Genomic DNA, 3,866 nt, shown 5'->3' with positions numbered 1-3,866 from the left:
CAGCCGGACAATCCAACACCTCGGTGATCCGCTACCACTTCGGCTCCCGCGACGGCCTGATCCGTGCGCTGATCTCCTACCGCCAGGCCTCCCTGGGAACTGATCGCCAGGAGATGCTCGCGACCATGCGCGAGCAGGGCAAGGAAGCGGATCCGCGCGCAGTCGTGTGGCTACTGGTTCGCCCGCTGGCCAACAGCATCGCCGCGGGCGAGATGTTCGCGCCGTTCCTGGCCCGACTCAGCGAGGATCCGAAGGCGCGCAGTGACTACTGGCCGGATCACGTCGACGACGAATGGACCCAGGAGCAACTGGAGGAACTGGTCGACGCCGCACTGCAGGACCTCCCCGAGCGGATCCGACGCGGCCGGACGTTTCAGCTCTACATCAGCCTGGTCAACGTGCTGGCTGCGGCCGCCCGCTCGGGTCACGGCCTCAGCGAGGCGCAGTTGCACAACTACGTCGACACATGGGTCGGCATGCTGACGGCGCCGGTGTCCTACGAGACCCGCGCGCTGATGGCCGATGACGACTGATTCGTCAGCTCCCGCCGACGATCGCGTTGGCTCGCAAGTCGGCGATCGCCGCGTCATCGAGTCCAATCTCGTGAAGCACCGCGTCGGTGTGCTGACCGATCGTGCAGCCCGCGTCGGCCCTGGTTCGTGATCGCGAGAACCGGCACAGCGGCGCGAGCCGACGGTGCTCCTCGAAGATCGGACTGACCGCCTCCACGGCATAGCCCGCCTCGAAGTACGGATCGGTCTGCAGTACCAACTCGGAGTTGGCCTCGGCGACCTCGACGCAACCGACGTTCTGGGCGGACAATTCGTGCTCCCACTCCAGCCGGGTCTTGGTGGCGAACACGGGCGATAGCGCAGCGATCAGGTCGTCGTCGTGCTCCGCGCGGGAGTCGGCGTCGGCGAATCGCTCGTCACCGAGAAGATCGAGGTAGGCCGACATGGCCTTGGCCAACGCGGGCCATTCGTGGGGCAGTGGCGCAGCAAGGAAGACGTAACCGTCGGCAGCGCGGTACATCCGGTAGAGGGCGTTCATCCCGAAGAACTGGTCGTCGCCTGACTTCGTCGCAGGGCGCGACGCATAGCTCGCGTTGTAGGGCACCATCGCCTGCTGCACGGTGCCGAGCATCGTGGTCACGACGTCGGACATCGTCGTGCCGCGTTGCTTGGCGTAGAGCGCGACCATCAGTGCCGAGCCGACGCCGTGCGCCGCGATGCCATCGGACTGCACGGCCGGGACGGCTCCGCCCGCATGGAGTTGGACAGCTCTGCGGTGAACGTCGTCCAGGTCGGCGGGTGGCCCGCCCGTGTCGTGACTGTCGATCACCGCCAGGCCGGATGCCGCGCCGACGGACGGGGCATAGGCGGCGCGGTGTGCGAACGGCCCGTCCACGCCGTAACCCGAGGTGGTCACGAAGGCCAACTCCGGATTGACCGCCTTGAGCGACGTCTCGTCGATCTTGGCCCGCTCGGCGGCCTTCCCTCGGAAGCACTGCAGCACGACGTCGGACCGCTTGGCGAGTTCGTAAACCAGGTCGAGTCCCTCTGGCTTGGTGAAGTCGATGGCGACACTCTCCTTGCCCTGCAGCACCTTTGCGCCGCCCGCTTCGGGAAAGGCGACGAGGTTCCGGATGTTGTCGCCCTCCAAGGGTTCGACCTTGATCACCCGGGCGCCGAGGTCGGTCAGCAGCGTCGCGCCGTATGGCCCGGCAAACATGCTGCCGAACTCCAGCACGGTCACACCCGTCAGCGGCGGGTCAGTCGGTGCGGGTTCCTCCGTCGCCGTGGCCGCAGCGGCCCGAACCTCAGTCGATAACAGGGAGTTGCCCTCGCCAAGTCGCGGGGCCGGCCGCAACTCCGTCATCGGCTTGCCGTTGACGTGGATGAGGGTCGACGGCTGCCGCACCGGCCCGAGCTCGGGGTCGACGACCGTCACCACCCGGCCCTCGTGGACGGTCTGCGGGTGGTCAAGAGAGTCCTCGGGGCAACGGAACAACTCTCCGCTCAGGTCGAGGTTCTCCGTCATCGCCTGCTGCCATTCGGCCAGCGTGCGGGCCCCCACCCGCTCGATCATCATGTCCCACCACTCGGTGCGCAGTTCGGCGGTCGGCAGCATGGGAAAGCCCTGCCACTTGGGTTTGGCGAGCTCCTCCACCAGGTTCAGTTCGGCGAGCCAGGCCCCGATCAGTCGGGGCGAAACCTGGGCGAACTGCAGCCATCGGCCGTCCCTCGTCGGACACACCAGAAGCGCGTAGATGAGGTAAGCCTGCGGACGACCCTGGTCGTCGTAGGCGGCATCCATCGGTTCGAACGCGCCCGGATACCGCTGGAGCACCATTTCGTAGAACCAGTTGTACGGGTCCATCGATCCCATGCCGGTCACCAGGTTGGTCTCGACGACCTGGCCGCGCCCGCTGGCCTCCCGCTCGAGGAGGGCGGCCAGGACACCTTGCACCGCAGCGTGGGCCGCACCCCACGAGGCATAGGCAACTGTGACGTAGGCCGGACCGTGCCGCCTCGCGAGCCCCCGCTTCTCGTGCATGACGCCGGTCTTCGCCATGACCAACGCCTCCCAGCCCTTGTAGTCCCGGAACGGCCCCGTCGAACCCCAGCCGGTGATCGTGGCCACCACGAGGCGCGGGTATGCCTTCGACAGCGCGTCGTGACTGAGGCCGATGCGCTCGGCGGTGGTGGGACGCATAGTGTTGACCATGACGTCGGCGCGCCGCAACAGTGTCCGCAGGCGCTCAAGATCGGCGTCGTCGTGGAAGTCCAGTGTCACGCTGCGCTTGCCCCGCAACAGGACAGGCCAACTCGCGAGTTCTCGCAGCGGACTGCCATCGAGCGGCTCGACCATGATCACCTCGGCGCCGCAGTCGGCGAGGAACTGCGTCGCCTGCGCTCCGGGCAGTGTGCTCGAAAGATCGATGACGACAAGGCCGGCCAGCGGGCCGTCCGACGCCGAACCGGCTTCCGGCATATTCACTCCTACTTCGGTGCTGGCAGATCTCGTCGGGACGTGCTGTGACGCACGCCACGTCAGCATCGCAGCGGCTGAGATTAATGTCAATGCATTAGTCTTCGAAACATGACGACGGGGTTGGTGCTGTGACGGACGAGATGGAGACGGCGGGTGGATTCCCGCCAATGCGGACCTGGCAAGAGCCGAACGTACGCAATCCGGGCGGCGGCGCCGAGTACGGCGAGATGATCACCGCACTGCGGGACTTCCTCGACGACGTGGCCGCCGCGGCCCCGGACACGGCGACGACGGTGGCCCTGACGGCGGATCTGAAGAGCTGGGCCGACCGACTGGCCCAGGCCGCGGTCGGTGAGCGCAGACAGATCTTCGCCCGACGGCTCGACCTACCAGGGCGCGGGCAAACCATGTCTCCCAGCTTCATTCCGGTTGCAGGCGATCAGCAGAGCGTGAATGGCACGGTCACCTTCGGTCGGTACTTCCTCGGTGGTGGCGGGGCCGTGCACGGCGGGGCCATCCCGCTCCTGTTCGACGAGGTGCTCGGTCGGCTCGCGAACTCCGGGGATCGAGCCCCGTCGCGAACCGCGTATCTGCACACCGACTTCCGGTCGATCACCCCCGTGGGTGAGGAGCTCGCGGTGCGGGCATGGTTCGTCAGCGAGCAGGGGCGCAAACGGATTCTCCGTGCCGAGCTCACCCACGGCGACACCCTGTGTGCAGAAGCCGAGGGGCTGTTCATCACACTGCGTCCCGATCAGCCCTGAGTCGTCAGCGCACGGCGAAACCAGCATCCAGCGGCCACGCCACCCCGGTGATGAACTTCGCCTCGTCGGACACCAGCCACGCGACTGCCCCGGCGATGTCTTCGGGCA

At 67.1% G+C, this 3,866-nt stretch carries 4 protein-coding genes; 2 read left to right on the top strand and 2 right to left on the bottom strand.

Annotation, left to right across the window (positions count from 1 at the left end; translation table 11 throughout):
• The coding region (locus ACRDUX_RS12065) for a TetR/AcrR family transcriptional regulator (protein ID WP_526414162.1) at positions 1-533 on the top strand (533 nt) is incomplete at its 5' end.
• 4 nt (positions 534-537) lie between these two features.
• On the opposite strand, the gene ACRDUX_RS12060 is transcribed toward ACRDUX_RS12065, so the two are convergent.
• On the bottom strand, positions 538-2,994 hold the full coding sequence (locus tag ACRDUX_RS12060) for a CaiB/BaiF CoA-transferase family protein (RefSeq protein ID WP_526414160.1): 2,457 nt from the start codon (positions 2,992-2,994) through the stop codon (positions 538-540).
• Between the two features lie 227 nt (positions 2,995-3,221).
• Between ACRDUX_RS12060 and ACRDUX_RS12055 the strand changes: the two genes are divergently transcribed.
• Positions 3,222-3,758, top strand: a complete 537-nt coding sequence (locus tag ACRDUX_RS12055) for a hotdog domain-containing protein (protein WP_526414166.1) — start codon at positions 3,222-3,224, stop codon at positions 3,756-3,758.
• A gap of 4 nt (positions 3,759-3,762) precedes the next feature.
• Here ACRDUX_RS12055 and ACRDUX_RS12050 read toward each other — a convergent pair.
• A partial coding sequence (locus ACRDUX_RS12050; RefSeq protein ID WP_526414164.1) for an SDR family oxidoreductase occupies positions 3,763-3,866 on the bottom strand: 104 nt, incomplete at its 5' end.

This window comes from Mycobacterium sp., from assembly GCF_050701675.1.
Lineage (GTDB): Bacteria > Actinomycetota > Actinomycetes > Mycobacteriales > Mycobacteriaceae > Mycobacterium.
The sequence above is the reverse complement of the archived record's forward strand: the minus strand, read 5'-3'. Positions and strand labels throughout refer to the sequence as shown.

Coding starts and splice junctions, on each gene's coding strand:
- ACRDUX_RS12060 (WP_526414160.1), bottom strand. CDS start 2,994: ATGCCGGAAGCCGGTTCGGCGTCGGACGGCCCGCTGGCCGGCCTTGTC.
- ACRDUX_RS12055 (WP_526414166.1), top strand. CDS start 3,222: ATGATCACCGCACTGCGGGACTTCCTCGACGACGTGGCCGCCGCGGCC.